The sequence below is a fragment of the Thalassobacillus hwangdonensis genome (assembly GCF_042675915.1).
GTDB classification, from domain to species: domain Bacteria; phylum Bacillota; class Bacilli; order Bacillales; family Halobacillaceae; genus Thalassobacillus_A; species Thalassobacillus_A hwangdonensis.
The window spans coordinates 42,848-67,904 of the sequence record NZ_JBHTKL010000002.1 but is presented as its reverse complement, the minus strand read 5'-3'; the positions used below and the strand labels follow the sequence as shown (position 1 = coordinate 67,904).

The 25,057-nt window shown below is 43.7% G+C and carries 33 protein-coding genes; 13 read left to right on the top strand and 20 right to left on the bottom strand.

The genetic code is table 11. The features are described from left to right. Positions 1 to 46 precede the first annotated feature (46 nt). The gene (locus ACFQ2J_RS08220; protein ID WP_386058595.1) at positions 47 to 577 is read left to right on the top strand and encodes a DUF420 domain-containing protein; all 531 of its coding nucleotides are present in this window, start codon (positions 47 to 49) and stop codon (positions 575 to 577) included. Between the two features lie 406 nt (positions 578 to 983). Here ACFQ2J_RS08220 and ACFQ2J_RS08215 read toward each other — a convergent pair whose 3' ends face one another. After that, complete coding sequence (locus tag ACFQ2J_RS08215; RefSeq protein WP_386058592.1) at positions 984 to 1,889, bottom strand: DUF1002 domain-containing protein; 906 nt, start codon at positions 1,887 to 1,889, stop codon at positions 984 to 986. A 313-nt stretch (positions 1,890 to 2,202) separates the two neighbouring features. Here ACFQ2J_RS08215 and ACFQ2J_RS08210 point away from each other — a divergent pair, with 313 nt between their 5' ends. Both ACFQ2J_RS08210 and ACFQ2J_RS08205 read left to right on the top strand, forming a co-directional pair. Next, positions 2,203 to 2,580, top strand: coding sequence for a DoxX family protein (locus ACFQ2J_RS08210; RefSeq protein WP_386058589.1), 378 nt, complete (start codon positions 2,203 to 2,205; stop codon positions 2,578 to 2,580). Positions 2,581 to 2,641: 61 nt separating this feature from the next. Then, complete coding sequence (locus ACFQ2J_RS08205) at positions 2,642 to 3,163, top strand: type 1 glutamine amidotransferase domain-containing protein (RefSeq protein WP_386058586.1); 522 nt, start codon at positions 2,642 to 2,644, stop codon at positions 3,161 to 3,163. 755 nt (positions 3,164 to 3,918) lie between these two features. Here the strand turns inward: ACFQ2J_RS08205 and ACFQ2J_RS08200 are convergent. Further along, complete coding sequence (locus ACFQ2J_RS08200; protein ID WP_386058583.1) at positions 3,919 to 4,260, bottom strand: VOC family protein; 342 nt, start codon at positions 4,258 to 4,260, stop codon at positions 3,919 to 3,921. Between the two features lie 104 nt (positions 4,261 to 4,364). On the opposite strand from ACFQ2J_RS08200, the gene ACFQ2J_RS08195 reads away from it, so the two are divergent. After that, a complete protein-coding gene (locus tag ACFQ2J_RS08195) occupies positions 4,365 to 4,883 on the top strand; it encodes a TetR/AcrR family transcriptional regulator (RefSeq protein ID WP_386058580.1) in 519 nt (172 codons plus the stop codon). 94 nt (positions 4,884 to 4,977) lie between these two features. After that, positions 4,978 to 6,165, top strand: coding sequence for a M14 family metallopeptidase (locus ACFQ2J_RS08190; protein ID WP_386058577.1), 1,188 nt, complete (start codon positions 4,978 to 4,980; stop codon positions 6,163 to 6,165). Positions 6,166 to 6,179: 14 nt separating this feature from the next. On the opposite strand, the gene ACFQ2J_RS08185 is transcribed toward ACFQ2J_RS08190, so the two are convergent. The 8 genes from ACFQ2J_RS08185 to ACFQ2J_RS08150 all read right to left on the bottom strand — a co-directional run bounded on the left by ACFQ2J_RS08185 (position 6,180) and on the right by ACFQ2J_RS08150 (position 11,397). After that, positions 6,180 to 6,524, bottom strand: a complete 345-nt coding sequence (locus ACFQ2J_RS08185) for a VOC family protein (protein ID WP_386059034.1) — start codon at positions 6,522 to 6,524, stop codon at positions 6,180 to 6,182. A gap of 11 nt (positions 6,525 to 6,535) precedes the next feature. Further along, the gene (locus ACFQ2J_RS08180; protein ID WP_386058574.1) at positions 6,536 to 7,573 is read right to left on the bottom strand and encodes an S-adenosylmethionine:tRNA ribosyltransferase-isomerase; all 1,038 of its coding nucleotides are present in this window, start codon (positions 7,571 to 7,573) and stop codon (positions 6,536 to 6,538) included. Beyond that, the gene (locus ACFQ2J_RS08175) at positions 7,573 to 8,295 is read right to left on the bottom strand and encodes an SDR family NAD(P)-dependent oxidoreductase (protein WP_386058571.1); all 723 of its coding nucleotides are present in this window, start codon (positions 8,293 to 8,295) and stop codon (positions 7,573 to 7,575) included. The genes ACFQ2J_RS08180 and ACFQ2J_RS08175 overlap by 1 nt, the downstream gene beginning before the upstream one ends. A 319-nt stretch (positions 8,296 to 8,614) precedes the next feature. Continuing rightward, positions 8,615 to 9,424, bottom strand: coding sequence for a protein phosphatase 2C domain-containing protein (locus ACFQ2J_RS08170; protein WP_386058568.1), 810 nt, complete (start codon positions 9,422 to 9,424; stop codon positions 8,615 to 8,617). Position 9,425: 1 nt separating this feature from the next. Beyond that, positions 9,426 to 9,872, bottom strand: a complete 447-nt coding sequence (locus tag ACFQ2J_RS08165) for an HIT family protein (RefSeq protein ID WP_386058566.1) — start codon at positions 9,870 to 9,872, stop codon at positions 9,426 to 9,428. 155 nt (positions 9,873 to 10,027) lie between these two features. Next, positions 10,028 to 10,585, bottom strand: a complete 558-nt coding sequence (locus tag ACFQ2J_RS08160) for a beta-class carbonic anhydrase (RefSeq protein ID WP_386058563.1) — start codon at positions 10,583 to 10,585, stop codon at positions 10,028 to 10,030. Between the two features lie 36 nt (positions 10,586 to 10,621). Beyond that, positions 10,622 to 10,828 carry a helix-turn-helix domain-containing protein gene (locus ACFQ2J_RS08155; protein WP_386058560.1) on the bottom strand — a complete coding sequence of 69 codons (207 nt, stop codon included), beginning with the start codon at positions 10,826 to 10,828 and terminating at the stop codon, positions 10,622 to 10,624. Continuing rightward, positions 10,825 to 11,397, bottom strand: coding sequence for a DUF2975 domain-containing protein (locus tag ACFQ2J_RS08150; protein ID WP_386058558.1), 573 nt, complete (start codon positions 11,395 to 11,397; stop codon positions 10,825 to 10,827). The genes ACFQ2J_RS08155 and ACFQ2J_RS08150 overlap by 4 nt, the downstream gene beginning before the upstream one ends. A 164-nt stretch (positions 11,398 to 11,561) precedes the next feature. Here ACFQ2J_RS08150 and ACFQ2J_RS08145 point away from each other — a divergent pair, with 164 nt between their 5' ends. Next, the gene (locus ACFQ2J_RS08145; RefSeq protein ID WP_386058556.1) at positions 11,562 to 12,110 is read left to right on the top strand and encodes a DUF6944 family repetitive protein; all 549 of its coding nucleotides are present in this window, start codon (positions 11,562 to 11,564) and stop codon (positions 12,108 to 12,110) included. A 14-nt stretch (positions 12,111 to 12,124) separates the two neighbouring features. On the opposite strand, the gene ACFQ2J_RS08140 is transcribed toward ACFQ2J_RS08145, so the two are convergent. Next, entirely contained in the window at positions 12,125 to 13,042 is a 918-nt protein-coding gene (locus ACFQ2J_RS08140; protein ID WP_386058553.1) for an exonuclease domain-containing protein, read from the bottom strand. A 113-nt stretch (positions 13,043 to 13,155) separates the two neighbouring features. Between ACFQ2J_RS08140 and ACFQ2J_RS08135 the strand changes: the two genes are divergently transcribed. Further along, positions 13,156 to 13,344 (top strand): DUF4177 domain-containing protein, encoded by a 189-nt coding sequence (locus ACFQ2J_RS08135; RefSeq protein WP_386058550.1) that lies wholly within the window; start codon positions 13,156 to 13,158, stop codon positions 13,342 to 13,344. 11 nt (positions 13,345 to 13,355) lie between these two features. Here the strand turns inward: ACFQ2J_RS08135 and ACFQ2J_RS08130 are convergent, their stop codons facing one another. Beyond that, positions 13,356 to 14,513, bottom strand: a complete 1,158-nt coding sequence (locus ACFQ2J_RS08130; protein WP_386058547.1) for an acyl-CoA dehydrogenase family protein — start codon at positions 14,511 to 14,513, stop codon at positions 13,356 to 13,358. A gap of 135 nt (positions 14,514 to 14,648) precedes the next feature. Further along, complete coding sequence (locus ACFQ2J_RS08125; RefSeq protein WP_386058544.1) at positions 14,649 to 15,263, bottom strand: hypothetical protein; 615 nt, start codon at positions 15,261 to 15,263, stop codon at positions 14,649 to 14,651. A gap of 121 nt (positions 15,264 to 15,384) precedes the next feature. Between ACFQ2J_RS08125 and ACFQ2J_RS08120 the strand changes: the two genes are divergently transcribed. Beyond that, on the top strand, positions 15,385 to 15,576 hold the full coding sequence (locus tag ACFQ2J_RS08120; protein WP_386058541.1) for a hypothetical protein: 192 nt from the start codon (positions 15,385 to 15,387) through the stop codon (positions 15,574 to 15,576). Positions 15,577 to 15,829: 253 nt separating this feature from the next. Here ACFQ2J_RS08120 and ACFQ2J_RS08115 read toward each other — a convergent pair whose 3' ends face one another. Beyond that, positions 15,830 to 16,045 (bottom strand): hypothetical protein, encoded by a 216-nt coding sequence (locus tag ACFQ2J_RS08115; RefSeq protein WP_386058538.1) that lies wholly within the window; start codon positions 16,043 to 16,045, stop codon positions 15,830 to 15,832. Between the two features lie 170 nt (positions 16,046 to 16,215). Between ACFQ2J_RS08115 and ACFQ2J_RS08110 the strand changes: the two genes are divergently transcribed. Further along, positions 16,216 to 17,271: a class I SAM-dependent methyltransferase gene (locus ACFQ2J_RS08110; protein WP_386058535.1), complete on the top strand. Its 1,056-nt coding sequence runs from the start codon at positions 16,216 to 16,218 to the stop codon at positions 17,269 to 17,271. 34 nt (positions 17,272 to 17,305) lie between these two features. Here ACFQ2J_RS08110 and ACFQ2J_RS08105 read toward each other — a convergent pair whose 3' ends face one another. Beyond that, positions 17,306 to 17,677: a DUF4181 domain-containing protein gene (locus tag ACFQ2J_RS08105; RefSeq protein ID WP_386058532.1), complete on the bottom strand. Its 372-nt coding sequence runs from the start codon at positions 17,675 to 17,677 to the stop codon at positions 17,306 to 17,308. 88 nt (positions 17,678 to 17,765) lie between these two features. Further along, on the bottom strand, positions 17,766 to 18,536 hold the full coding sequence (locus ACFQ2J_RS08100; protein WP_386058529.1) for a MerR family transcriptional regulator: 771 nt from the start codon (positions 18,534 to 18,536) through the stop codon (positions 17,766 to 17,768). Between the two features lie 181 nt (positions 18,537 to 18,717). On the opposite strand from ACFQ2J_RS08100, the gene ACFQ2J_RS08095 reads away from it, so the two are divergent. Next, the gene (locus ACFQ2J_RS08095) at positions 18,718 to 19,596 is read left to right on the top strand and encodes an AraC family transcriptional regulator (protein ID WP_386058526.1); all 879 of its coding nucleotides are present in this window, start codon (positions 18,718 to 18,720) and stop codon (positions 19,594 to 19,596) included. A 243-nt stretch (positions 19,597 to 19,839) separates the two neighbouring features. Here ACFQ2J_RS08095 and ACFQ2J_RS08090 read toward each other — a convergent pair whose 3' ends face one another. Beyond that, complete coding sequence (locus tag ACFQ2J_RS08090; protein ID WP_386058523.1) at positions 19,840 to 19,983, bottom strand: hypothetical protein; 144 nt, start codon at positions 19,981 to 19,983, stop codon at positions 19,840 to 19,842. A gap of 344 nt (positions 19,984 to 20,327) precedes the next feature. Between ACFQ2J_RS08090 and ACFQ2J_RS08085 the strand changes: the two genes are divergently transcribed. The 3 genes from ACFQ2J_RS08085 (at position 20,328) to ACFQ2J_RS08075 (ending at position 22,055) form a co-directional block, all read left to right on the top strand. Next, entirely contained in the window at positions 20,328 to 20,642 is a 315-nt protein-coding gene (locus ACFQ2J_RS08085) for a winged helix-turn-helix transcriptional regulator (protein ID WP_386058521.1), read from the top strand. 138 nt (positions 20,643 to 20,780) lie between these two features. Next, positions 20,781 to 21,188: a DoxX family protein gene (locus tag ACFQ2J_RS08080; RefSeq protein WP_386058518.1), complete on the top strand. Its 408-nt coding sequence runs from the start codon at positions 20,781 to 20,783 to the stop codon at positions 21,186 to 21,188. A gap of 15 nt (positions 21,189 to 21,203) precedes the next feature. Next, positions 21,204 to 22,055, top strand: a complete 852-nt coding sequence (locus ACFQ2J_RS08075; protein WP_386058515.1) for a VOC family protein — start codon at positions 21,204 to 21,206, stop codon at positions 22,053 to 22,055. Positions 22,056 to 22,086: 31 nt separating this feature from the next. Here the strand turns inward: ACFQ2J_RS08075 and ACFQ2J_RS08070 are convergent, their stop codons facing one another. The 3 genes from ACFQ2J_RS08070 to mscL all read right to left on the bottom strand — a co-directional run bounded on the left by ACFQ2J_RS08070 (position 22,087) and on the right by mscL (position 24,810). Further along, positions 22,087 to 23,223 carry a CapA family protein gene (locus tag ACFQ2J_RS08070; RefSeq protein WP_386058513.1) on the bottom strand — a complete coding sequence of 379 codons (1,137 nt, stop codon included), beginning with the start codon at positions 23,221 to 23,223 and terminating at the stop codon, positions 22,087 to 22,089. 127 nt (positions 23,224 to 23,350) lie between these two features. Next, a complete protein-coding gene (locus ACFQ2J_RS08065; RefSeq protein ID WP_386058510.1) occupies positions 23,351 to 24,241 on the bottom strand; it encodes a formate/nitrite transporter family protein in 891 nt (296 codons plus the stop codon). Positions 24,242 to 24,306: 65 nt separating this feature from the next. Further along, complete coding sequence (gene mscL, locus ACFQ2J_RS08060; RefSeq protein ID WP_386058507.1) at positions 24,307 to 24,810, bottom strand: large conductance mechanosensitive channel protein MscL; 504 nt, start codon at positions 24,808 to 24,810, stop codon at positions 24,307 to 24,309. Between the last annotated feature and the right edge of the window lie 247 nt (positions 24,811 to 25,057).

Below are 25,057 nucleotides of genomic sequence, written 5' to 3'. Positions count from 1 at the left end.
TCCGTTATACTACTAATAGAAAATGTTAAGGAAATGAGGGTTCACTTTGCGCATCAATAAAGATACGAACTACGTCCCTTTAGTTATAGGATTATCCGTTGCGATCAATGCAATTGTTATCGCACTTTTGTTTTTACCTAAAATCGAAGTCGTCGAAAGCGGAAGCATCACGATTTTGCCATTGCTTAATGCGATGTTGAATTCATTCACTTTCGTCTTCCTGTTGGCAGCGCTGTATATGATTTTCAAGAAGAATATCAAATGGCACCGGAACTTCATTTTCGCAGCCTTTACATCCACCGCGTTGTTTCTTGTGTCATACCTGACCTATCATTCGATGGCATCTTCGACCTCTTACGGCGGAGAAGGTGTAATTGCGTATATCTACTATTTCATTTTGATCACACACATCGTTTTGGCAGCAGCCATCGTACCATTGGCACTGCTGACTTTGTTCCGGGGGCTTGCCATGAAAGTGGACAAACACCGTAAAATTGCACGTTGGACCATGCCATTATGGCTCTACGTCAGCCTTACAGGTGTCATCGTCTACATCATGATTTCACCATATTATTAATACAAAGGACCGTTACGATTGCTTTGTGAGATGTGGTGGGGCAATCACTCGCTTTCCACGGGCAGACGTCGAGCCTCCTCGGGCTTACAGCCCCGTGGGGTCTCGCAATTCCCCCACCCCATTATGTAATTTAGACTAACGGTCACCATCAAATAAATATTTGCAGTAGAAAAAAGGCATATCCAAAAGAGGATATGCCTTTTACATTAAATAGTTAATCATAATTATATCGTATTAAACAATCGCACAATATGGTTAAAATGGGGAGGGAATTCATTAGACTCCTGCGGAAAAACGGACGAGTCGAGACCCCGCAGCGCAGCGAGGAGGCTTGACCGTTCGTCCGCGGAAAGCGATTGAATTCCCGCACCATTTTTATTTATCATTCAAGTTGTTTAATAAGATGTTATTTAAATATACTGTTGAAAAGATCTGCAATCGCCTGGAAGATCGACTTGAAGAAGTTGATGATGCTATTCCAGAACCCTTCATCGTTCACCAAGTCTTTAATGCCTGATGTAATTTCATCCAGCTGTTTTTGCAATGCATCAAAATTGATATCCAGTGAACGGATTTTATCAAACAGATCCGTCAACAGCTGACGATCTTCAGGACTCAATTCGATATTCAAAGATTTCAGCTTTTCATCAACGATCTGCTCGACTTCTTCTTTTGTCGCTGGATCCTGCGCTGCGATTTCTTTTTTGATTTCCGTAAACAGTTCACTTACTTTTTCTTTATCGATTCCTGCCTGCTCGGCCAGCTTTGTGGCTACATCGAGTTCTTCACTCGCAACACCCATCCGGTCTTCATCGAGCTTTACGCCTTGTACATCATATGCTTTATAAATCCCTGTCAATGCAGAGTGTCCAGTCACTTTCACTGGAGAAGCGACATCCACCTTCGCATCCTCCACACCTGCTGTCAGCAATGCGTTCGCATACATTTCCTTCGTTACCTGCGTAATATTGTCAGGAGTGACAAGGTTCACTTCCAGTCCTTCCCCTTTTTCACGTGGAGTGATTTTCACGGAAGAATACATCCTGGAATCAGGATTACCATCAATGTAGTTTGCGATGTCCTGTCCATTCACTCGATATTCATCGATAGCCTCGTCGCTGCCAACTTCAAGAAGTTCTCTCACTTCCGCTTCCTGTTCTTCTGTCAACGTATCTCCATAAACGACAATTGGTACGCCGAGCTTTTCATTTATTCCTTCCCCACCGTCTGTGGAGGCATAGGCGACTTGATTTACTGCAATTCCGGCAAACATCATAACAGCCAACAAAACTAAAACAATACGTTTCCCCATCAATTTTCACCCTTTATGCTTTCTTTGATATGACCTACGAAACTAGTTTACGCCTTTATCGTTCAATTAGAATCGACCTTGAGGCGTATATGAACTAATTCAACACGAAAGAATGTTTTCCTGCTTTTAGAAATCTGCGCCACAATCAAAAAGTCACGATATCAGATAAAACCTATAGTGACCTTAGTAGTAATCATTCGCAATCCGCATCAAGATTATGGGTAGTTTTCATCAAAATTCATTCTTTTCATTCGTTTTCTCCATCCGCTTGATGCTACGATAAGAGGTAGATTTCATTGAAAGGAACGTCACTATGAAAAGATTTCTTAAAAAATTGGGATTAGTGCTATTCAGCCTCGCTTTCTTTGGTGCAGGAATCAGTCATTTCGTCTATCCTGAGGGGTTTGCAGCTTTAATTCCGTCGATTATACCTTTTGCCGTGGAAATCGTTTACGCCACAGGAGTGATGGAGATGGTACTGGCCATCCTCTTGCTGGTTCCTTCTATGCGGCCATTGATTGGCAAGTTGATTGCCATCTTTCTCGTAGTTGTTTTCCCAGCTAACATTTATGCAGCAATTGTCGGTATCCCCGCTCCATGGAGTGAAGAGGTCAACCAGACTGCACTGTGGATCCGACTGCTGTTCCAGCCATTGCTGATTTGGTGGGTGCTTGTTATATCTAAGAAATAGCTTACGTTTTGCCCATCCATCTCCATTTGATAGACTGAAATTGTGAAAAGGAGTGAATCATATGCGTTTGAACAATAAAAAAGTCATCGCACTTGTCAGTGATGAGTTTGAAGATCTTGAATTATGGTATCCAGTATTACGGTTGCGTGAAGAAGGTGCGACTGTAGATATCGTGGGTAAAGATGCTAAACAGGAATACATCGGAAAGTATGGTGTTCCAGTGACTTCCGATTATGCATTCACTGATATCGATGTGGAAGAGTATGATGGAATTCTAGTACCCGGTGGCTGGTCTCCGGACAAGCTGCGCCGCTTCCCTGAGGTTTTGTCGTTCATCAAGCATATGGACGAGCATAAGAAGCCGATCGGTCAAATCTGTCACGCTGGCTGGGTGCTGATCTCAGCCGATATCCTTAAGGGAAGGAACGTGACGAGTACGCCAGGCATCAAAGATGATATGGTGAATGCCGGTGCAAACTGGTTTGACGAACCTGTTGTTGAAGATGGGCACATCATTTCCGCCCGCCGTCCACCTGATTTGCCTCCTTATGCAAAAGCATTTGCTGATTGTTTGGCAGATTGAATGAGAAAGGGAACGCATCAATTGCGTTCCCTTTTGAAAGTGGTAAGAAGAATAAAATTGTAATCTCCTATGCAACAAAAAACAACATTGATGGAGAAAGGCGGTGTTAGCCGTCGTTAAAACTGAGTTCATTTTGAGTTACGATGCCGGGAAAGAACAAGTATTAAATTTGGAGTTCTTTTCAGAGAATGATTTATCTACCGTTATTTTCTTATTTCTCCTGAAGTTTTCGAAACTTTTGGAAACTAATATCGGCTTCTTCTTTACCAACTGCTTAAGGATTAAATATGAGTGTGTTCGGCTTTATAAGGGTGATTCGGTTTGACTTATAAAAGGATTGGTATTGCTCTGTGGATTGTTGGGATGATTCTCTATGCAATAAGAAGTCTTCTGTACATGCAATTAGGACCGAGTGTCTATCTATTTACTATAAATAAGAATGAGATAACGACAAGCGATTTCGATTTTTTAAGTGCCATTGTTGCAAACCTTCTTTTAATGTGTGGAATTATATTGGTGTTGTTAGGCAAAAGGAGAAAGGGAAAATAACGGGACCCACTCAATCTGTTTGCGAACAGGAGTGGGTCTAGTTCTTTCTATAAGGTAAAGGTAAAGGGAACTTATCATGTTAACTGATAGATAAGAAACGCGACAGGTTAACATTAGTTCATTGTCCGATTCCTCATCAACGTCATTTTCGTCATCTATAATGGGTAAAGAATCTGTAGTTGCGTCCTCTTTTACTATTCGACCTTCTAACCTTCTTTTGTCATATCGATGATACGGATCGGATTACCAGCATCATCCTGATAGATCGCATATCGCCCAGGCGGGATATCTACAGGGTCTTTCACAAACTTAAGTAATTCCTTCTTCTGTTCATAGAAGCTGTCCACAGAATCAACGATGAACACCCCACCCCCAGGCAATCCTTCATCTTCATCTTCAAGCATCATTTGTACTTCGGTCCCAGGTAGTTTCAGTGCTACAGTATGGTCGCCTTCTCTCCATGCTTCCTCTAACCCAAGATTTTCCCGATAAAACTTCAAAGATGCTTTCATCTCTTTTACTGGATGCATTAAAAATGCTAACTTCATACATTTTCCTCCCCTAAATTTTATTCTCTTGATGCCGTTACATAATTAAGTTATGTATAACATAATCCATTTACGTTTTACTGTCAATATGATACGCTTGATTCATGAAGGATATGATACCAGTACCAGGAACGAAGAAAGAGCGTTTATTAACAATTGCAGTTGAAGCATTCCGGACAAAGGGCTATGAAGGAGTGAATATTAAAGAACTTGCTGAAGAGGCTGGGATGACCACAGGCACAATCTACCATCACTTCGGATCGAAAGCGACGCTATACGCAGTCGTACGAAACGAATTGGAACAACGTGTTGTGGATCGAATGGAAGGCGCGGCCGACCTGTTTACTGATAGCCAGGGAAAACTGGAAGCAGCTTTACTTACAGGGGTGGATTTTGCAGCGAAGAAAGGGCTTTGTAAGTTGTTTTCCGAAACAGATCCCTTAGATCGGGAAGACAAAATAAAAAGTTTACTGGAAGTGCTGAATGGTAATGAGCTCGAAGGCATCGATCTCATACTCTACGCATCATGGCAATCGACCCTAAGCGCAATCGACAGAGACGCACTCGATGTGACAAAAGGAAAACAATTAGTAAAATGGATGTTCAACAAGGAGCTCAATTAGAGCTCCTTTTTCAATTACATAGAACTCTATCATTCATGCGAAAAAAGACCATCACATACATTAAGATGATGAGCATGAATGAGGAGGGCTATGCATGGATGTAACAGTGAGAAGCGGCGATTCATTGTGGTATTATTCCACGTTATTCAATATACCTTTTCGGTTGATTGTCGACTCCAACCCTCAAACGGAACCTTCTACGCTTTTTATCGGCCAGACCATCCGGATTCCCGGCTACGTGGCAACGAATTACCGCATCAACGCTGGGGATACCTACTGGAAGTTAGCGACCGACAACCGCATTTCACTGGACGCACTTTATTTATTGAACCCGAATGTCAATCCGTCCGCTTTGCAAATCGGCCAAGTGATCCGGTTACCTCAACGTGTTACTGCCCGGGTTGTTGATGGGAAAATGAATTATGATTCCAATGTGCTCGGACAGGATTTAGCTCAGCTTTTTTCCATCTACCCGTTTATTCGAACTGAGGTCATCGGAACCAGCGTAATGGGTAAGCAGCTGACAGAACTGCAAATTGGCAGAGGGGACGAAATCGTAAACTGGAACGGTTCCTTTCACGCACAGGAATGGATCACCACACCAATCATCATGCAGTTTCTCAATGATTACTTACTGGCACTGACCAACCGCGAATCGATCCGGGGGCTGAATATCGAGCCGTTCTATAATCGAGTAACGGTATCGATTGTTCCCATGGTCAATCCGGACGGAGTCGACCTTGTGCTGAACGGTCCACCTGCAGGAGCATTTGGGAATGAAGTGCTTGCCTTGAACAATGGTAGCACGGATTTCTCAGGTTGGAGAGCAAATATCCGTGGTGTAGACTTGAATAATCAGTATCCAGCGAAGTGGGAAGTGGAAGCAGCCAGGAAACCTACCGAACCAGGACCACGGGATTTCCCTGGTTATCAGCCCTTGACAGAACCAGAGAGCGTCGCAATGGCAGAGCTTGCAGGTAACCGTCAATTTGATAAAATGCTGACGTTCCACACGCAAGGCGAAGTGATTTTCTGGGGCTTCGAAGGGCTTGAACCTCCTGAGTCTGAAACGATTGTCAACGAGTTCGCGCGCGTTAGCGGTTACCGTCCGATTCAATATGTTGATAGCTTTGCAGGTTACAAGGATTGGTTCATTCAAGATTTCCGACAGCCAGGGTTCACGGTGGAACTCGGAAGAGGCACCAACCCGCTGCCGTTATCCCAGTTTGATGAAATCTACCAGGAGAGTATTGGCATTTTTCTAGCTAGCCTTTACATGTAAAAAACCGAGTGCACCTAGGTGCCTCGGTTTTCGTTCAGTTGGAGAAGTTCAATGGTTTCACCGTCCGGTCCTTGATAGAAAATTGTCTCCCAACCATTATTGAGCTTGAACGGTCCTTCTACCGGAACAAGTGAAATATGCCGCTTCCATTCATTCAAGCTTTTCACCTCCAGACACACGTGTTGCGAAGCTGATGAAGGTGATGTTCCCTTTGCATAGATTAGCTCGATTCGTGCCTCCCCATTTTTTATGAACACGATTTCCTCATCTGCCAATGAAAATCCCTGTTCATAGTGGAAACCAAATTGATTTTCATAGAATTGGATGGAAGTTTTCATGTCGCTAACTCCGATACCCACATGGTGAATGTTCACGGCTTGCACCTGTTTGGTAGAATCAGGTTCATATCTCCGAATTCATGCCAGTGGTATCCTTTATGGATCGCTTCCTTGTAGGCTTTCATTAATGGGGCTGTATCAATGAAGGAAGTCAACATATCGAGATGACTCGCTTCCGGTTCGTGAAAACCAGTAAGTAAGCCGTCGACCGCCCGTAGTGGATGACTTTTATCAATATAAAGAGTAGTTGTTCCCTCTTCAGGTCGAATTCGTCCGTTTAAATCGACTGCTGATTCAAGTGCACGAACGACGGTAGTTCCAATTGCAATCACCCGCCCTCCACTCTCTCGTGTGCGATTCACAAGGGCAGCCGTTTCCTCAGGAATCCGATAAGTTTCCGGGTGGTGCTTCGGATTCGGCCATCTGTCGTTTTCGTAATAGCTGAGTCCTGTATGAAGCTGGAGGAAAGCGGTGTTGATCCCTTTTGCTTTCAATCGGTTCAAGCCCTCCCATGTGAACGCTCTGCCGGCGGATGGCATCTCAACAGAACCAGGGACAGAGGCATAAACCGTCTGATAGCTGTCCAGGCTCCACTCCTCATCAATATACTCATAACGGATCGGTTCGCCGATGCGATATATTTCATCCATCAATGCTGTACCACTTATTGAAAAGCGCAGCTTACATAAAGGAGCTTCTGAACCTGAACCAGTTATCGAAGCAGTCAACCGCTCAGAAAACTGGAGTGTATGACCGGTTTGGATAAATTCACCCAGCATTAGTGCCTCCCATTGGTTTTCATCGATTCTTCTAGAAAGTCTTACTTCAATTTCGCGACCGGATTGTTTCGCCTTCAGCACTGCAGGAATCGTGCGGCTGTTATTGAAAACTACCAAATCACCCGGCAATAGAAATTCCTCCAATCGATTGAAGCGATCATGGATAGTGCCTCCTGATGCAGGATCAAGCACCAGCAACTTCACATCATCACGGGATCCGCTTGTAAATTCCTTTGGTTTAGTGGCGTTCAATTCATCTGGAATATGGAATGGATATGCAATTGCTCCCATCATACTTCCTCGCTTTCAAGGACAAAAGATTGTGCTTCGAACCGCTGTCCGTGTTCGTTCGATTGATCAGAGGCAAGGTGAAGGAACACATCCAAAATGGTATTCGGATCAGCCAGATCATAATCACAATCAGGCACTGCGATATCATGCATCTCTGTGTCCATCTCCCCTGGGTCGACCATGTTGATACGGACGCCAGTCTCTTCCAGTTCATCCGCCCATATTTGAGTAAGTCCTTCCAAAGCGAATTTCGAAACACTGTAGGCGCCCCATTCGCCGAACCCTGTCTTCCCTGCTTCAGAAGTTAGATTGATGATCGATCCTTGCTTCGCAGCAAGCATACCTGGAAGCACACGTTTCGTAACGAAAAATGGGTTGGAGCTATTGACTCGGATCACTTCCTCAAAGGTATCGGCAGGATAGTCCGCCAGCAGCTTCGGTCCCGGTCCGAAGATCGATGCATTATTGATAAGTACATCCACTTTTCCAAACGCATCCTCAACGACTGAAATGAACCGATCAACATCCTTTGGATTGGATACATCCGCTGTCACAGCCACAACTTCCGCTCCTCTCGAGATTGCCTCGGCTTTAACTTTTTCAAGCTCTTCGTGGTCCCTGGCGCAGATCCCCAGCCTTGCTCCTTGTTCAGCAAACCTCAGCGCCAACGCTTTTCCCAGCCCTTTTGAAGCTCCTGTGATGACAACTACTTTATTTTTCATATCCTTCATTCCCCTTTCGGTTAATTAGCTTATCTTTATTGTAGATAGAGGAATGATTTCCCACATCGGGAGTTAGCGTGAGGTTTGGCTCGAAAAAAGGGAGGAGATGGGATTCAGACTAAAGTCGTAGAGTTGGGAGTTTGCGCTTATTGATTAAAGTGAGTGATTTATTGATTAAAACCTGCGCTTTACTAGTTAAAAGTGTGGCTTTTCTAATCAAAACTTTCCATTTACTGATTGAACATCCAGTTTTACTGATTAAAGCCGACATTAAACAAAAAAACAGAACCACTCGTAAGCTGAGTAGTTCTGTTCATCGTTACTGATCACTTGGTATAGTGACATCTTCTGTTATAGTTACATCCCAGGAAATGATCGTTGTACTGTCTCGAACATTGTTTTCTTTAACCGTCTGAAATAAAGTCATCAGACTATTTTTAATCGATCCATTCTTCATTACATGATAAATCACCTTTGGAGAAGAAAAAGGTTCATTGGGACACTCAATCAATCCATCTGTCGTCATTAATATGCGGTTCATTCCTTTTCTAAGCTCTCTAACTCCTTTACTGTAACAAGGTACCGCTTTTTCGAAAGTATTAACTTGTCCAACCCATTCATAAAACTGTCTTTGGTTAATCTGGTACTGACCAAGTTTGGCTAAATCTGAATGGAAAAGATAAGATAGGCAATCTCCCACCGAAAACCACCAGATATATTTATCTTTCCTGAAAAGCACGAGGCAGGCTGTTTCACCTTGAGCGTTTCGACATTTGTCCATAAATGCCTCTTCCTGAAATAAATCCAACATCTCTTGTTCAAGCCTCTTTAAAGCCTGATCGTAAGGTAGCGATAGCAAGTGTTGTATTTCCTTTTTTTTCAGCACGAACTGCTCTACAACCAACCTTGCACTTTCATCTGAATTGTGAGCATCCAGTATCACAGCAAACTCCCAATCTTCCTTTTCACTCACCCAGACCAGACAGCCATCTTCATTTTTGTACTGACCTGCAGTGGAGTTACCACCAAAGCGGCCAATTGATATGTACTTCAAATCACCTATGTTTATGTTGTCTACGAAGTTGTTTTGACTCCCTACCCAGTTGAACTCACCACTCGATTTCGTCAAATCAACTGTTCTCTAAATGCGCTTTGATACGTAGGCAGAGATTGTTCACCTCTTCGTCCCCACCCATAGGAGCATCTTCCCAATCATACACTTCCATCGGTCCCCAATACGCTTCCGGGGTGTTCGGATAACGGGCTACTAAGTGCATATGGAGATGTGGAACGGAATTTCCGGAGACAAGCGAATAGATATGTTCTGCCCCTTCCGATGCCATTAGAGCCTTACTTACTCTAGACATAATGAGACCAAATGCTTTTGATTCTTCTACCGTCATATCGCCCAGGGTTGGAGCATGACGTTTCAAATCAATCATGACGTGCCCTAAATAGTTCGGCTTTCCATTTCTGTCAATGTGACCAACATATACGAAATCATCCTCATAGATTGTTGTTCCTGCAGTTTTAATTGTTCCTTGATGTTTATTACATATAAAACAATCTTGGCTCATTTGTAACACTCTCCTTTCACGTTATATAAATTCTACCATTTATTTCCGACAAATCATCTAAAAAAAAGCCCAATTCATTTTCCGAATTGGACTTTGCTTACTGGTCTTATGTTATTAAGTAAGATGCACTACCAAACCATTCGGCAGTCAGAACTTCATTCAGCTTTATCAACTACGGTCAGTTCCCCTGTTTCAGGAGAGATGACGAGACCGTGTACGGGCGTTCCTTTTGGTAAAAATGGATGGCGGCGGATCAGGTCGACACTGTTCTTGACACTTACTTCCACGTCATCAAAGCCTTTCAGCCATTTCTCCACATCTACCCCGGCATATTCCAGCGACTCAAGCGTGGACTTTTCCATGCCTTGATCCAATGCTTTTTCCACAACTGGAGTTGCGTTCATTCCAGTCATGCCGCAGCCATAATGTCCGACGACTGCTACTTCATCCGCCTGAAGTTCGTAGAGTGCAACGATAATGCTGCGCATGACACTGTCAAATGGGTCGGTCAGAATAGCGCCTGCGTTTTTTACGACTTTCGCGTCACCGTTGGAAATATTCATCGCTTTTGGCAGCAATTCAATCAAACGAGTATCCATGCAAGTTAGAATTACGAGTTTCTTATCGGGAAATTTAGTGGTCTCATAAGCTTCGAAACCACGCTCTTCAACGAATTTCTTATTGTGTTCCAAAATCGAATCGATTACGGACATGCTTGCCACTCCTTCTTCTATCGATATAGTAAGAGATCAGCTCTCCTCTACATATTCTAACAAATCTCCAGGCTGACAATCCAAAGCTTTACACAAAGCATCAAGTGTAGAGAACCGGATCGCCTTTCCTTTTTCATTCTTAAGCTTGGATAGATTGGCCGGTGTGACCTCCACTTTCTCTGACAAATCGTTCAACGAAATCCTGCGTTTAGCCATCATCACATCTAAATTGACTTTGATCATATCGTCTCTTCATTCTCTTTCACTGCGTGTACCGCCTTCTTCAACGTCACACTGATGACGATCAGGACGATGCCCGTGATGATGAAATCAGCAAAAGCAAATGGTGTATAGCTCAGATCTGCATTTGTAACTGTCAGCTGTTCCAATGCTCTTGCACTCAAAATTTCTCCAAGCAATGTGCTGACTGATCCGATTACAAGTACAAGCAGTCCCAATTTGAAAAGGAGGGAAACATTTTCATACATGAAGACTTGTTCCTCGTGTACATTTTTCAGTAACTTATGGAGCAATAAGAACAACAGTGTAACAAAAGCAAACAGAACTACCGTGTCAGCCAATGAAAGTAACTGGAAAGACTGCTCGTCGTATAATGCCGGTTCCTTGTCGAAGGTCAGATTGAACGTCCCGTAGATTGGTTCGAAACCTCCCAGTCCTTCTGCAACCTTCCCTTTCGGATTAAAGATCGTGATCGCTTCAAGTACCGTCACAAGCAATCCACTTACTAGAAAGAAATAAAACAAAACCTTACTGCCAACTGAGAAAAACTTGGTCAACTTCTTTTTAGCCATTTTTCTATCCCCTTGTCATTTGATACTTTCATCATACCAATATTTTCATGCTAGTCAACACATTTTTATCGTTTTTCGATAAAAATATATCTTTTATAGTTAAAAATAGCGATTTAATCCCTGTTGCATACACATAATAAAAAGGGCGAAATGAGAGGTCGACAATGGATCAGCAATTGACAGGTTTGACCGCAGCTTGGGTAGAGGCGATCGGAACAATCGTGGCTGCTGTCAGCAGTACTCCATCCAGGCGTATCACCACTCAGGATCAGGATAACCTTTCACTCGCAGGGAACGTGCTGCAGGCAACCGGGAGTGGCTTAGCAGTTGATGGAGGATCTGTTCTTGAGGACATCGGAAATGGCACACAGGCGATAGGGAATTCTACGGTCATCTATGGCTTACTGTTAACCGATAGCGAAAGAGAACGCAGGCCGTTCACAATTAAAGGAAATCTGCTGCAGGCATTAGGTGGAGGAGTTGTTCTTGCAGACGGATTCGATGGAACAATTACGCAGGCCCAATCATTGATCAATACAGGAAACTTGATGCAGGTGATCGGAAATTCCATGCAGGCGATTGGTGCATCCAGAAGTCCGAATGACCCGGAACTCGGGCAAACGCTCGGGTTTTTAGGAAGCTGGATCCAGGCCGCTGGCGCAACACTGATCGCCATTGTGCAAACAAAACAGGCGGATTCACTGAATGAGTGATCCGCCTGTTCTCGTCATAATTTCTGCCAGAAAGCTGTTTCATCGATGATTTCGATTGGATAGCCTTGGCTCATCAATATTTCTGCCCGTTCCAGTTTGCTGCTCTTTTCACCTTTTTGATAGGCTTCGTACGCTTTTGTCCCGACGACTACATAATTCGTAGTGGACTCAATTGTCGGTGTCCAATTCGCTCCAACATCTACGACACGCTGAATGGCATCCTCTCGCTTCATCTTCTCGAGCTTTCCTGAAAACACCACGGAGGTCCCATAGAACGGATGACTGCGATCAAAATCCTTCGAAGCGGCTACATACACGCTCGCATGTGGTTTACGGGCTGGTTTCCGTTTATTCAAACGGGCTGGCTCGTAGCCGGAATCGAACATCATACCATTGGTCGTTCCAGTCTTTTCGATCAAGTCTTTTTCATCTGAAGCAGCCAGTGCATGTTTGGCGTTCATCAGAATTTCCGCAGATGCCTTCGCATCTTCAAGCGCGTGGTGATGGGAAAACCGGAAACCGATATGATTGGCAACTGTCTTCAAGTTGTAGCTAGGCAGATGCCACGTCTTTTTGGAGATATTGACGGTGCAATTGTAAGCAAGCATCGGGTAGGACATACCGTACTGGTCCAGAACAGCACGCAGGACGCCCATATCGAACTGGGCATTATGCGCGACTACAAGCCTGCCCTCAAGCATCTTTTTGATGTCCGACTCCCATAATTCATCGAATTCAGGAGCATCTGCAACATCTTCCGGTGTAATTCCGTGCACATTTATGTTGAACGAAGAAAAATAATTCCGCTTCGGTTTTACCAGTCGGTAATATTCATTTTTCAGCTGACCATTTTCATATTCGACAATCCCGATCGAGCACACGCTCCCACGGGAGGAATTAGCTGTTTCGAAGTCAAGCGCCAGAAAATTCATTCTCCATACCCCTTTAGTATATTTGCTTCCATTCTAACACAGGCAAGTACATAGGTTCGGGTCTTACGCATTGGAATCTTCCAACCGATAATAGAGAAAAGGGGGGTATACATATGTATGAACATAAATTCGTGAAAGTAGCCTTATCCAAATTCAAGCTCAAACCTGAACAGGACTACCATCAGATCGTTTACGACCATGAAAAAGAAGGCTGGGAGCTCGTGCAGGTTTTCGCTCCGGGAATAAAATCCTATGGGATGCCCAGTTTTTATGAGCTGATATTCAAAAGGAAGAAGCAATGAGTGCTTCTTCCTTACTTCGTCGCTCTTTTAGCCAACATCCCCAGAACAGCATCGTCCATCGGCGGGTTATGCAAGCCGGCACGAACATCGCGACAATACTTTTCAAACGGATACGTTTTCGATAGTCCTCTGCCACCTGCGATCCTCATTGCAAGATCAACCACTTCGTTCGCTGCATTCGTGGCTACCGTTTTGACGACAGCCAGTTCTGCCTCCAATTCATTTCTCCGCTCAGGAGCACGATCCCACTTTTCCGCTACCGCATACATGAATGTACGCGCATGCATCAGCTTCATTTCCATTTCCCCTATCTTCTGTTGGATATGGGGTACTTCAGAAATCGGGTGATCCAGACTGTTCGGCTGAAAGTCCTTGGCGAAAGCAATCGCATCGTTCCGTGCGGCGATGGCAATCCCCAGATAACAAGCCGGGATATGGAGCAGCCAACCTTTTGGCTGAGACTTCTTCTTACCAGCCAGTTCCACCAGGTTATCAGCGTTTACATGAACATTGTTCAAAATAAGGTCATCACTTGCTGTCCCTCGCATACCGAGCGTATCCCACGTATGGTCAACAGTTAATCCAGGTGTATCCTTATGAATCAAGAACCAACCGACCTGATCCTCTGCTTCAATCGAAGCGGTCACGATGAAATAATCCAATGCATCCGCCATAGAAGTAAACGTTTTACGCCCATTCAGTACATAGCCATCTCCATCTTTCTTTGCATTCGTTTCCGGTTTTCCACCTCTTGTCGGGCTTCCTGTTGCAGGTTCAGAAGCAGCACGATTCATGACCACCTGATGCTTACTGATCTCTTCGCTTATTTGCTTGAACTTCTCCTCTTCCCATAACTTCTCATCCCTAAGCTCCATCAGAATCCCGAGGTGCCACCCAACAGACAACGCTACCGAACCGTCCCCAACCGCTAGTCGCTCCTGTAATAATAAAAATTCATATAAAGACAAGTCCTCTCCGCCGAGCTTTTCAGGTAATGGTAAAGAAAAATAGTGCTCTTTCTTCAACTCTTTCAGTACTTCCACTGAAAACCGTGCGTCACGGTCAGACTGCGGTGCATGCTTCTTTGCCTGTTCGGCTAGACGCACTGCTTTTTCGAATAATTCCTTCTGACGTTCGTTTTCAATAAATGAAGTGTACACATCCACCATCGTCCAGCTCTCCCCCTACTTCAAGTTCTTTGACAAAAGCATACTAAATCACTCGGATATATTCCAGTAATTGCTACGCTTGAAGCACATCTTCTGACGGAAATGAAAACAGGCCGGATTCCCGACCTGTTCCCTTCACTCTTCACCTTTAACTTCTTTCATGAATTCCTTCATTTCCTTATGAAGTGCTTCCTGATCGATGTTCAGATCTTCTGTCATTTCCTTAAAAGATTTTCCCTTTCGTTTTGCAGCCACCAGCTTGTCAAAATCGGTTTCTGCAACTTTGGAGACGATCGAAGCTTTTACAAGAAATGAAATGGGGACTCCACTTTCGATCAATTCATTCAATTCTTTCTCTGTCTTCCCAGTGTATTCAGAGAGTTGACTCATGATTGCATCTTTATGATCCTCAATGAAGGCTTCTCGTTTCGCCCGGTACTCTTCCTTCATTTTTTCAAGGTCAACTCCATAGTGTTCTGCCGTTTTCTCCCATGATTGAGTTTCCTTATGATGCTTCAGAATCTCCTCCACATCTTCTCCGCTCTTCTTGGCGATATGGAAGGCACGAACGATATCTTTCTTCGTGTAACCTTGCTTCACCAAGTCCCTAAACTGTTCATGAAACTCTGCCTTGTTTTCATGCATCTCTCCGTGGACGGTAGTGTGGTGATCTGCGTGACTGATGGTAACAGGGAAAGTTATCCCTAGCATTCCAATTGTAAATGCTGCAACAATCATTTTTTTCATCATGATGTTAAACCTCCATGGTGGAATAATTTTCTTCGTTCATAGCATAACCAGAATCCGTCAGTCGATGATGAAAATATTCTCCAAGCTTGAATCATATAGTGAACAGAAGGGAGTGATAACAATGGAACGTTATCCATTGCTCTACTTGGCGTGCATCCTGGCCGGCTTCGCTCTGATTCGTGTCCCGTATACGGAATTCTTTGAACCTCTGAAACCGCTTGGCTTGATCATTGGTGTGCTGGCAGTCATCGTATTTTCTCTTGTCCTTCTTTATCATGGCGTTGTCGCAATGGTCCGAGGGTTCAGAAGGTAATCTCCATGAAAAAAGGCACGCCGTCAATGGCGTGCCTGCTTGTTTAAAATGTGCGTGTTCGTCCGCGTCTTCTCATCAACTTTCGTACAATCGGATATATGATAGGGATATATTTGATCAGTTTTCTCATCAGATTCACCTCTTCCCTTAGTATGCTGACCTGTTGGTTATGCTATTCCCTTCAAGTTGGTCAGTAAAACTAAGAAAGAGGACAGGGTATATGTAAATCCTGCCAATACAAAAAGAAAACGGATCAATAAAGTTTCCCGTTTTCTTCATTACGATGTCGTTTATGCACTTTTTTGATGAAACGATTCACCTTGATTTTAGCAATGATCAGCTTTCTTAAACTATCGACATCCTTTACGAGCTCTTCCAGCTTGCTAAGTTCGAGACTTTCCTCATATGTCAGTGGAATCTTCGGTTTCGGTGGATCAGGCCGCTTCGGAAATGGGATAAGATCACCCATACAATCACCTCTATACAGTTTATTCAGAGGAGGACAGGAAAGTGATACGTTCTCTTTTTACATTGTATAGGCCAAGCCCTCATTTCATGATAAAAGCCTGTTTGTAAATATTTTCAAACAGGCTTATACTTATATTATTGAATATTCTGATAGCTTTAGGAGGAATGTACATGTTGGAAGAAGCCATCCGTTCTGAACCAAACGCCTCCCCTTTCGATGAATCACACATTGGAAAAACGGAACTGATCAACCAGTATCGTATCGATTTAAGACATTATTCGGAAAAGGAATACAATAAGTTCGTGACGATGAATACGGTAAAGGACTGGTCCCAGCTTACATGGAAGGATGTCCGGAAGCCCTATGAGGTGAAGACCTATTCCAAGGACAGAATCACTTGGGAAAAGAATCACGCCAAAGAGATGGATCCTCACACTTCTTGGACATTCTTCAATAAAGCGTTTCATGAATGGTTCCAGAAAGACGTCCCGGCAGAAATGCAGGAAGCAAAAAAGCAGTTCTTCAGCAGTATTCGTTCATTCAAACCATCTCAAGTCAAACAGGCACTTGGAGATGTCGTTAAAATCCAGTTGTGGAATTATGTCCACCGCATGCAGGATGGAATCTGGGACCCGAGAGGAAAGCGGGCGCTCTTTGAAGGGTTGGATGTGAAACATCCGCGCATCCTCTTCCTCGGAGCTGCTGAGGGATATGAAGCAATGCAGCTTGCGGCAATGTACCCGGAGGCTGAAGTCGTCATGGTTGATTATGATGAATACTGTAAGACGACCCGTTTTGCAGATTTCCCAGACTCCTACCCATTTTTAGGAGAGAATCCGGCAACCGGAAGCCAAAAGATCTACTACAAAAATGATTTTAACATTGAATATGTAGTTGATGACATCCGAAACCTCGACTATGGAAAGGAATTCGATATCGTCCTTTCCGTCGGATTGCTCGAGCACTTCCCTGATGAATACAAACACGAAGTAGTCGACTGGCACCGGAAATTCCTGAAAGATGGCGGCTATGTCGTTATGACGACTCCACGCAGTCAAGTCCGCTCTAAGCTTTACTATCAGATCATGGCAGATGTCATGAACCACACCTATCGTGAATTGATGACGGTCGAACAGATGGGGCTGTATATGTATGAGAACGGACTGGACATCCTTCGTCATGGCTACATCAAAGTCCATAACGGTATCATTGCCAAACCAAGGTGAAAATAAGTGCTCAGCTGTAAAGGCTGAGCACGTTTCATAACCAAGGACTTATAATTTCCACGCCTACTATAACTATAATCAAAGTCAAACTAGTTAACAGACTAAGATAATGTCGCTTCGCTTCCCTTTTGTGCTTCCATTCCATCCAGCCACGAAACATGAATAAGATTACCATTAGAAATTGGTATCTTGTTGGGTGGATCATATAAGGATCGATGACCGTCACCGTAATGACAGCCGCAATTCCGCCAAAAACTACGATCATTTCGGTCCATTTGTGTTTTTTGTTCACATGCTTATAAGGGATTTCTTCCTTAATGCCCAGTTTCAGTTTCAACCCATAATAAAAACCTAAATAAACAATCAGCACAATTACTGCAAAGCTTATGATATCGCCTATTTCCATCCACTTCCTTCCAATTCACTCTATCCTTACCTTTCTAGATTGGTGGGTTGAATTCCTTTTATTAAAAAAAGAGGTGAGCCATGTCGGCTCACCTGCTTTGTTCCAGATTATCACAGTACACTTGGATGGCATCACGCAGAAATTCCGCTAATCCAGGCTTCACTTTATCGATATTTTTCGTGAAGCGAGGATCATTGACATACATGTCGCCAAGGCCTCGGAAAATTTCAGGCGTGCATTCGTAGAAGTTACCTGTGATATGGTTTCGGTATTCTCCGACTAAACGCTGAACTTCAGTATCTTCAGGCCCCTCATCCATACGGTCTGCAATACCTTTGTAAAGCTGATTCATGTCTTCCTGGATCTGCTTCCAATCGTCTGCATCATAAGACGCGGTCTTTTGCATCGATTCTTTGTAAGGATCCGTATGGCCCCATCTTTCCTTCACTTCATCTGCATATTTCTTCTGATGCGCTTCGATTTCTGACATATCGAATGGCTCCAGTTTTTCTTCTTTGGACATTGTAGTTCCTCCTTCCATCGCATCGATTGTCTGATCAACCGAGCGAATGATTCGTTCGAGGCGATGCATTTTCGCTTCAAGAATCACCTTGTGCTTTTCCAGTGCCTTCTTGAAATCGAAAGTCGGATCATCCAGTATGCCGCCGATTTCCTGCAGGGAGAAACCCATTTCCTTATAGAATAAGATTTGCTGCAGCCTGCTCAGGTTGGCATCATCATAGAACCGATACCCGTTTACACCGACGATTGCCGGCTTCAACAAGCTAATTCGATCATAATGATGCAGTGTGCGCACACTTACTCCAGCCAGCTCAGCGACTTCCTTGATTTTGTACATTTCCATCACCTCAATTCTTAGCTTAGACTATGACGTAACGTAAGGGTCAATACTTTATTTCACTTAGGATTATTTTTAGAGATGCTATCCTTTAGTATAGAAGACCCTGCAATATCTAGCATTGATTGTCGGGTTATATCTTCCCTTCACTGCTATTCTTTAATTAAAGGAGGTTCATCCATTGGATTCGCTTAAACACATGAATGATGCTATCAATTATATAGAGGAAAACCTTGCAGGTGAGATTGATTATGAGGAGATTGCCAGCCGCGCTTTATGTTCAGAATATCACTTTAAACGGATGTTTTCTTTTCTGGCTGGAGTTCCGCTATCTGAATATATCCGGCGCAGACGGCTGACCCTTGCAGCGTTTGAGATTTGTAACGGTAATGAGAAAATCATTGATGTTGCCATAAAATACGGATACCAGTCACCGGATGCTTTTACAAGAGCTTTCCAGCAAATGCATGGTATTACTCCTTCGCAGGCAAGGAATTCCGGCCAATCGCTTAAAGCTTATCCAAGAATGAGCTTCCAATTAACTATCGAAGGAGGAAGCGAAATGAATTATCGTCTCGAAGAAAAACACCCGTTTACGGTTGCTGGTTTAATGAAACGAGTTCCTATTGTTTTCAAAGGAGAAAATGAAGAAATCACGAAAATGTGGAAGTCATTATCAGGTGAGAAAATTGACAGGTTAAAGGCCCTTTCTAACATAGAACCACATGGGTTGATTCAAGCTTCTACCAACTTTTCTGAAACTCGAATGGAGGAAAAGGGAGAATTGGATCATTATATCGGAGTAGCTACCACGAAGGAATGCCCCGATGATCTGGATCAATTGAACGTTTCAGCGTTTACATGGGCCGTCTTCGAATCAAGCGGACCTTTTCCAGATACCCTTCAGGAAACCTGGGGGAAGATTTATTCAGAATGGTTCCCGTCTTCCAATTACGAGCAAGCCGAAGGTCCGGAGATTCTTTGGACGGAAGGCAAAGACATCACATCACCCGACTATAAAAGTGAAATTTGGATTCCAGTAAAGAAAAATAGAGGCTGAGCGTAAAGAACCTGGATACCAAAGAAACCCCTCCGCTGAATGACAGCAGAGGGGTTGATTATTTTTCCGTTCCATTTGCAATGTCAACTGCAAACATAGGGGTGTACAGTTCGTAACTCTCTAGTAAAGGAATTTGATCCATACTACTATGATGATGATCTGCTGTATTGGCTCCCATGTTCCGTTGATCCTGACATTTCTTACATTTTTCCCAAAGACCTAGCCTACACGATTCACAATGGCTTACTTACGTTTGTTAGCAAAAAACATGACTTTACCGCTTTTTTTCTTCGGTTGTTTGATTTTTGATTCGGATTGTTGGTTAAACGCCTGGTTTTTAAAATCTTTCTCAAACAACTCACGGCCTTTGGAGAACAGGATCGTCACAGCAGCTCACCCTCCTTTAAAAAAGTGTATTAGGCGATTCCCGCTCATCATACGTTAAAACTTAAAATTTTATAGGAATTGCCTAACCAGGCTTCAATAAAGATATCAGGAGGAAGCTGGATGAAGTAGTGTGTCGAAAACCGTAATTAATCTTGCTATTTCCACCACAATATCTCTATTTCCTGTAAGGTAACATATGTAAAGTTTCGGGGGCAATAGGTGGAAAAGAATTTTTCATATTTTCCATAATTTTATAGCTGTTACTATATGATTTAAACTTAATTACTTTTTGTAAGCGGCTGAATGTACTATAATAAATGTATTATTAGATGGAGGTGACTGTCATGTCTCCACAATCCCTTTGCCCTAAATTCGAAAAGGCATTCCAACTCCTTGGTAAGCGTTGGGTGGGAATCATTATCCGTGTGCTGGAAAATGGTCCATTACGCTTCAATGAAATTGCGAATAACATTCCGGAAATCAGCAAGAAAATGCTGACAGAACGGTTGAAAGAATTAGAAGAACACGGGATGGTACAACGGAGTGTCTATCCGGAAACTCCTGTGAGAATTGAATACACCCTTACTGATAAAGGAAAAGCGATAACACCAGCCCTATCTGAAGTGCAACACTGGGCGGATGAATGGGTTGAAAAGTAATCGATTGAACAAGTGCCCTGATCTCAGGGCTTTTTTAAATGTCTTAAAGTTACTTTTTGTAATTTAAATTAAAAACACCATTGACTTACTTAAAGTAACCTGATATATTTTTATCATCAAGAAAAGGAGGAAATGACAATGACACTTTTAGCAAGTATCGGACTTTTACTTATCCGTATAGTATTAGGTATTACATTTGCTGCACATGGTGCACAGAAGTTATTTGGATGGTTCGGAGGGCATGGAATTGAAGGAACAGGCGGATTCTTTACTTCCATCGGAATCAAACCTGGTAAAACGATGGCGTTACTGGCAGGTTTGAGTGAATTGATTGGAGGACTTTTGTTTGCAATTGGTCTGCTTACCCCGCTGGCTGCACTCCTGATCATCCTTACAATGATTGTTGCCATCATGAAAGTTCATGGACCAAATGGGTACTGGGCGACTGAAGGCGGATATGAATACAACGTATTGATTGCGATCATTGCGTTAGGAATCGCTTTGACTGGTGCAGGTACCTATTCCGTTGATGCTTTGATCTTTTAAGGAGGTAAGACATTGATGAAAACGACGATTCATCCTAAAACAACAATCGATTCTGTTCATCTGTTAGTGGAGGATCTGCACGGCACCGCGGATTTTTATCGGTCACTGATCGGGTTTGAAGTATTGGAAGAGAAACAAGACCGTGTTTCCTTCGCAGTGGATGGCACTTCTCCACTGCTTACCTTGGAACAAACGAAAGCAAAGGATGCCTCTCGAGCCCAATCAGCAGGCTTGTACCATTTCGCTATTCTCGTCCCTGACAGAGTCAGCCTATCGCTATCTTTAAGGCATTTGATCAAAAACAATTACCCACTTCAGGGTGCATCCGACCATGGGTTCAGTGAAGCCATCTACCTGCAGGACCCGGAAGGTAATGGAATTGAAATCTATGCTGATCGTCCGAAACATCTGTGGCAAAAGGATGCTTCCGGCCAACTGACAGCCACAACTTCCCGATTAGATGTGGAAGGACTGCTGAAACTCAGCGAAGACAAAGTGTGGAGCGGACTCCCGACGGACACTATTATCGGTCACGTCCACCTGCATGTAAGCAGCATCGACGATACGGAAAAGTTTTATGTAGATGGATTAGGATTTGATAAGATGTTCACTCTTGGAGGAAATGCGCTGTTTGTTTCTGCTGGCGGTTATCACCACCACATAGCGATGAATGTTTGGGGAAGGCATGTTGCTTATAAACAGGAAAGCTCCATCGGCCTGAAACACTTTACTATAAAGCTCCCTGATCTCCAGTCATTTAATACGACAATTGAGCGAGTGAAGCATAACGCCATCACATTCGAACAACTCGATCAATCCATCACATTAACCGATCCATCAGGAATAAAAGTAATCGTGACAACATAAGAAGGTACGCCAGTTGAGGCGTACCTTCTGTTTATGGAAATTTAAGTTCCGGCATCCACTGGGACATATGCTGTTTGATTTCCTCGTGAAGCTTTTCTCCATTCGCTAGCATTCCAGGTTCAAGCTGGTGCATCGGAACCACCTTATAATTACGGTGTCTTTCATAATATACAAATGTAGGAATGAACTTCGGATTCTTTATGGACACCACTTCATCGACAGGTCCGGATACCTTCTCTATCTCAATTTGCAGGATGCCTCCGAGCCGTCGGTACAGTTCATTCTGAGAAGATAGGAAATTCCCCAACGAGTAGACGACGAACGTTTCGTTTCCATTTTTACCTTTCAGCATTTCCATCGGCTGCAGTACATGAGGATGATGCCCGATCACTACATCTCCACCAGCATCGGCAATCACCTGAGCCAGCTCTTTCTGTGATTCATTGGGTAGCCGCTGGTATTCCGCTCCAAAATGCATGCTCACGACGGTTACATCCGCTTGCTCTTCTGCTTCTGCAATATCTGCTTTCATTTTGACGGGATCAATCAAATTGACCAAGTAGTCCTTCCCGGCCGGAACAGGAATTCCATTCGTGCCGTATGTATAGCTTAGGAAAGCGACACGCATCCCTTCTTTCTCGACAATCCGCAGTTGTTCACTGTCCTGGTCACTTTGGTAGGCACCTGTGTACACCATATCAATGGCATTCCAATGTGCAATCGCATTCTGGATTGCTTTCTCCCCGCGGTCCAAGGTATGGTTATTCGCGATTGAAACGATATCGACTCCGGCATCCTTCAATGCATCACCGACTTCATATGGACTATTGAATGAAGGGTAGGAGGATAATCCGATCTCCGCTCCTCCAATCATCGTTTCCTGATTGGCAATCGATAACGTCGTTTCCTCAAGGTATGGCTTCACAAGTTCAAGCATCGGTTTGAAATCATAACCATTTGCAGTCTGAGCATCGTGGTAGACTCCGTCATGAATCAGCATGTCACCAATTGCAGAAAGTGTGATTCTCTGCTTCGTGATGATTTGTTCTTTTTCCGATATCGAAACATCTGATGAGGCATGATGCTGTGCAAAACGGGTCTCCTCTTCATTATTACAGGCAGTAAGTACAAAAAGGAAGATGAACATCATATAGCAGATATTTTTCATAGGAACCCCTCTTAGGTAATTTGTTTTACCCTTTACCTCTATTTTACATTAGTCGGTGATAAATGAAACACCACCTCCGTCGAAAAATTAAAAAAAGCTGAAACACCGGAGGCGTCTCAGCTTTCATTCATTTTTTTAAACTCAAAGCGGACTGGATGTCCTCTTTATAAGCGTAGGAGAACAGCAGGGATACAAGAATTGCTCCACCAATGATGTTCCCGATACTGGCTGGAATCAGATTGAAGAGGATGAATTCATACCACGTATATTCTGATTTCGACAGTACACCAAGGCTGAAGTAACCCATATTCGCTGCACTGTGCTGGAAGTTTCCTGCTACAAATAAGATGACCGGCAGTGCGGTTCCGAGAATCTTACCAGTGATATCTCTGGCGGCAGTAGTTAGGAATGCTGCCATCCCGATCAGCCAGTTGGCAAGAATACCCGAGACGAGGACTTCGAACCAGCCCTTAACTCCATGGTCCATGAATTTCATTTTATGTTCGAGGTACACAGATAACTCGGTATAAAAAGGGGTTGATAGCGACCCTGATAATTGGATCAGGACTGCCACGAACAACGCACCAAGGATGTTTCCGATGTATGCCGACGCCCAGAATTTAAGGATGGGCTTTTGCATGAGACCAGTGACATTGAAAAGATAAGTAGGTAAGAGTACATTTATTTCCGTAAATAATACTGAACCCGAAATGAATACCATCGCATAACCTGCCGCAAACCCCATCCCGGATAACAGATAATACAATCCTTTCGCTTCTACCCCTATAGCAAGCAGGATGGAAAATGCAGCACCGAAAGTCATGAAAGACCCTGCAGTCAGTGCTAACAATAGTTGCGCACGGAAAGGCTTCTTCAGGTGATCCTTGCCTTTTTCTCCGAAGTCTTTGACGATTTGAGAGGGTATATAGAACTGTCTTCCGGGGTGATGTTCTTCCTCTTTATTCTGGTTCGTTTCCTCGTCTGATTCGTTGCTTGTATGTTTGTTTTCATCGCTCATCATTAAGCCCTCCGTTTCTTTCCCTTCGTATTCCCCGATTTACGAAGGCATAATCTAACGGGAGCCTATTTGATCTTCACACGGAACTTCGAAACACGTTTCTCCTGCGGTTTACCATCGCTAATTTCCTTCAGCTCGGACCCGCAGTTCGGGCAGATGATCGCCTTTGAAGGAATCGGCGTACAACAGAACGGACACTCCTTCCTCGTCATCGAATCAATTGGGCGCTGATGCGGCTTTTTCCAGCGATTCATTTGACGGACAACGAGGAAAACCGCGAATAAAATGAAAATGAAGCGAATGCTTGTACTTATGAAAAGTCCATAGTTAATCGTTGCTGCACCCGCTTCCTTCGCCTCATTCAAAGAGCTGTAAGCTACTCCATTAAGCGAAATGAAGAGATCAGTAAAATTCATTTTTGCTAAAAGCAGCCCGACAGGCGGCAGCAGGATGTCGGTTACGAGTGAATCAATCAGGCCGCTGAATGCTGCCCCTAAAACAATCCCAATCCCCATCTCTGCGGCATTGCCGCGAATGGCAAACTGCCGGAATTCTTGAATCAATCGCACATCAACCATTCCCTCATTGCTGGATTATTCTATTCTATGATGCGGGAGGACAGGCTATGAATTTGGTGATGGCGGTTGATCGATTAGGACGTGCTTCGGTTACCGATTCATTTATGACCGAAAATCTGAGATTTTGACCGACTTTTCACTTTTTTGACCGAAACACTGAAATTATGACCGATTCGATGCAGTTTCTGACCGAAAACGAAAAAATCCCGTGCGAACCCAGAGGATTCTGCACGAGATT